Annotated in this window: 1 protein-coding gene and 1 pseudogene; both read right to left on the bottom strand. The window is 57.3% G+C overall.

Annotated elements, in window-relative coordinates:
• Window positions 1–187 precede the first annotated feature (187 nt).
• Window positions 188–463 (bottom strand): annotated as a pseudogene (locus tag RAH32_RS21220) (response regulator); the annotation flags it as partial.
• 164 nt (window positions 464–627) lie between these two features.
• Complete coding sequence (locus RAH32_RS21215; RefSeq protein ID WP_306610380.1) at window positions 628–3,486, bottom strand: bifunctional diguanylate cyclase/phosphodiesterase; 2,859 nt, start codon at window positions 3,484–3,486, stop codon at window positions 628–630.
• Between the last annotated feature and the right edge of the window lie 844 nt (window positions 3,487–4,330).

Raw genomic sequence — 4,330 nt, 5'->3', positions numbered from 1 at the left:
CGCGCCCCTTCTTCCGCTGTCGCAACAGCTTCTGGGTAGCGCAGGTGGTCTGCCTCAGACCCGCCCCGCGTGACGGAACCCGCTCAGCTCAGCCTGGTCGGATGCGGCTGGAACGGGTGGTCGGATGGTCGTGGAATGCCCGGTCGGATGTTCATGGAATGTGTGGTCGGATCACCGTGGTGCGCGCACCGAAGCCCCGCAGCTTGCTTTCGGTATCATCAGAACCGGTCAGGATCAGGATCGGTGTATCGACACGCGCCAGGCGCAGGTGGCGCAGCACCTCCATCCCGTGCATGTCGGGGAGGTCCAGATCGAGAAGGATCAGGTCGTAGTCATAGAGCTTGGCAAGGTCGATCCCCTCCTCGCCCATGTCGGTTCGAAAGACATTGTGGCTGGCGGCGCTCAGCATCAGCTCAATGGCGCGTGCGGTTCTGGGATCGTCCTCGATCAATAAAATACGCATTGCCTGGTCCTCTTTAACCGACGTGCCAATATCATGGATGATAACCTGCAGGTCACTGATGCAATAATACACGCTGTAGTTGCAATTTATACAACATATTCTTATGCTCTGTAAGAAATTAGACTTTACAGGAACTTACAGGATAGTGGCCAATCAACTTCAGATCAAATGGCACTCAGCGAAGCGCTTTGTCCTGGGATCAGCAGAGTGCCTTGAGCAAGGAGCGACGTCATGGTCGTTTCGTCGAGGGGATGACAATACAGGTATCCTTGAACGTCATCGCATCCAACCTGCTCAAGGTATCTGTGCTGCACTTCTGTTTCCACGCCTTCGGCGACAACACGTTTTCCCAGGCGGTGGCCCAGATTGATGATGGTCTCAATCAAGGCATTGTCATTGCTCTGACCAATGCGTGCTACGAATGATCGGTCGATTTTGACCTTCGAGAAGGGCAGACGCCCGAGGTAGCTCAGGGAGGAAAAACCCTTTCCGAAATCATCAAGAGCAAGGTCCATGTTCCGGGAAGCCAGAGCCTTCAGGAATCGCCGGACTGACGGTGCGTCGATATCCATCAGGAGCCCTTCGGTGATTTCAAGTTCGATCGAGCTTTCAATCCCTGAATGGTATTGCAGTGCAGCATCGAGCACGCCTGTGAAATCGCCGACGTTGATTTCCGCCGGTGAAACATTTACGGCGATCTTCGTCAGATAACCTTGAGCCCTCCACTGCGCCTGCTGGCGGCAAGCCTCTTGCAGAACCCATGCCCCGACGGAGCGGATGATGCCGGAACTTTCCGCAACGCTGATGAACTCACCTGGCAGCATCAGGCCCCTTGTAGGGTGTTCCCATCGGACGAGAGCCTCCACAGTCCGGATCCTTCCGGTCCCAAGCTCGACCTGAGGCTGGTAGTACAGCCGAAACTCCTGCTGCTCGACTGCCCGGCGGAGATCCCTTTCTACCCGAGCGCGTCGCGCCGCAGTTAGGGCAAGCTTTTCTTCGAAGAAACACACGTTGCTGTCGGCAGGCTGCTCCTTTGCTTTGTAAAGCGCCAAATCAGCATGCCGCAGCAGATCGTCGGTGTCATCAGCATCGTCCGGGAAACAGGCAATTCCAAAGCTTGCCGTGATCGAAATAGGGTGATCCTCGATGCGCGTCGGATGGGCCAGTGCGGTGCGGAGTCGGCGAACACAGGCGTCAATGCCCTCGCGCAAGCGAATATCTGAGAGAATAACTGCAAACTCGTCGCCCCCCAGTCGAGCGACCGTATCATATTCCCGTATCGCACCCACAATGCGCCTGCTGACGATCTTGAGGAGATCGTCTCCGCCCCTGTGTCCCAGTGTATCGTTCACGTACTTGAAATTATCCAAGTCGATCATGACAACAGCAACACGAGCCCCGATCCTCTCGGCATGCTCCAACGCTTCTGAAAGACGGGTGTTGAAGAGCGTTCGGTTGGGCAGTTCTGTCAGCGGATCGTGGAACGCGAGATGCTCTACGGCCTGCTGTGCCTCCTTCCGGGAGGTAATGTCAAAAATCATTCCCGACACTTGACAGATTGCGCCTGAGCCGTCGCGGCCCACGGCCTGAGCCATCACGCGCACCCAGACCCAGTGCCCGTCGCGATGTTTCAGACGCATATCCAGTTCGTGACGCGTCTGACGTCCGCTCAGGAAAGCCTCATAGGATTGTTGCCAGTCCGCCAGATCCTCTGGATGGAGTTGCTCGCTGAACCAGAGCTCGAAGTGGCGAGGCTCAAAGGGAAGCTCGGCATAGCCCAGGATCTCGCAGGCCCTGGGGCTTACATATACATCCTCCGTGAGAGGAAGATGGTATTCGAACACACCGCCCCCCGTCGCCTCGATGGCCATGGAGAGGCGTTGTTCGCTCTGGAAAAGCGCCTGCTCGGCTTGCTGTTGCTCAGTCCGATCACGAAGAATTCCGGTGTAGTACCGTTGATTGCCCGACCACCATTCTGTGACGGCCAGGTCGATGGGAAAGGTCGTGCCGTTCTTCCGTCGGCCCTTGACCTCCCGACCGCCTTCCATGACGCGGCGCTCGCCTGTGCGGTGGTCTCGCTTCAGGTCGCTGTCAGAGGCATCCCCATGCACATCGGGGATTACCAGGCGGATATTCGTGCCAACTGCTTCACTCGCCTTGTAGCCAAAGGCACGTTCTGCGGCTGCGTTGAAAGAGATAATGCTCCCATCCTGATCGCTCACGATGATCGGGTCTACTGCAGTATCGACGATCGATTGGTATCGCGCCTGCTCTCTCGCAATGGCCTGCAAGGCCCGCCAGCGTTCCAGCAGCGAACCCACGATGATCCAAAGAAAGATGCCGATTGCGCCGAGGGTTGCCGATACCGCGATCCCGGGCCGCGCCGCACCTGAGGCGGACGCGATCGGCACCTCATGCATGGTGCCGATATGAACAGCCGCCATGCCGATATAATGCAAGCCTGAAACGCCAGTCCCGAGGATGATGGCGCCGATCACGCCCTGCACCATGCTCAGTTGGCGAAAGGCCAGCCACAGCGCAAGCGTCGAGGAAGCCAACGCGCAGAGAATTGAGATGGCGAAGAGGCCCGGGTCGTAGGACATCTCTGCCGGCATCTGCATGCCCGCCATGCCGATGTAATGCATGGCACAAACACCCGTACCCGTAACAACGCCCGCCGCCGGGATCGTCCACCACCGGGTGCTGCGGCGCGCCGCCAGGTTGAACCCACACCAGGAGGCAACCAGGACCGCAACAAGGGATGTCCCGGTAAGCGCGACATCATAGGACACGGGTACGGGAGCGCGGTAGGCGAGCATGCCAACAAAATGCATGCTCCATACGCCTGCCCCGAAGGCGAGCGCTGCGGCACTGATCCAGAGAAGCCGATCCTGTGGCTCCCTGTGCGCCCTGGCCGCGAGATCGAGAGCGGCGTAAGCACCCGCCACTGCGATGACAACCGACACAGACACGAGGAGCGCATTGAAGCTGTCCGGGCTCGTGAGCATGGCATGGTTGTTCATGGAAGTTATGCGCTTTCTACAATTATCCTTTTAGATCAAACAGGTCGAAACTAGATAAATCGCGCAACAATATAGTCGTAAGAAAGGGGACCATTACACAGGCTTTTACGCAAGATACATCTGATATCAGGCAATCCGCATGGGATCGGCACCGTGCTGTCAAAGCAACGAGAAGAGCCCCGGCAAGGGGTCAGGAAGCCGCAGATGCTCGCCTGGAAGTGCGTTATCCAGAGAATTGGCACGCACCACCGACAGAGCCTTACAGGGAAGTTGAAGCGGTAAAGAAAGGAGGAATTTCTGTCCCCTAGGCGATGTACTGCTTTTTTCTTAAGTCCGGCGACGTGGCATCTCCTGAAGTGACAGACCAGACAGGTACTCCGCCGCACTCTGGAAGCTCCTCGGCTCTAGGACGTGCCAAGGGAATATTTGTTGAGGACGTGCGGGAACTTTCGGCAGCAAGCCGCATTAACCGTGCTTATCTCATGATGGACAGTGATTAGCGATTGCGCCCTGCTGGTTCCGGCAGGGTTTTTCCATGTCTGCTGCGGCGACAACAGGGTCCAGCTCTCGTTTCCCGATGAGCGACATCCCGACGAGCAGACGATGAGGAGGCGCGCAGTCGCCTGATGGTTTCTCGAAGACCTGTATGGCACCGATAGCCGAAGAGGGTGGGCGTGTCATCTGCATGGAGCAGATCGCTGGCCATGATCCCGGCCTCGATCTTTCCGATCAGAGCCGCTTTGGATCCGCATTGGAGAGTGTCCGATCTTTTGTGTATGAGTGATCCGGTCCATGCTTCACCGAAAGGAAGCATGCATGACGATCTCCAAGGAACTTCTGGATG

The sequence above is a fragment of the Paracoccus yibinensis genome (assembly GCF_030846195.1).
Classification (GTDB): Bacteria; Pseudomonadota; Alphaproteobacteria; order Rhodobacterales; family Rhodobacteraceae; genus Paracoccus; species Paracoccus yibinensis.
The sequence above is the reverse complement of the archived record's forward strand: the minus strand, read 5'-3'. Positions and strand labels throughout refer to the sequence as shown.

What these genes read in the sequence shown, in the direction of transcription:
- RAH32_RS21215 (WP_306610380.1), bottom strand. Translation starts at nt 3,486, where the DNA reads ATGAACAACCATGCCATGCTCACGAGCCCGGACAGCTTCAATGCGCTC.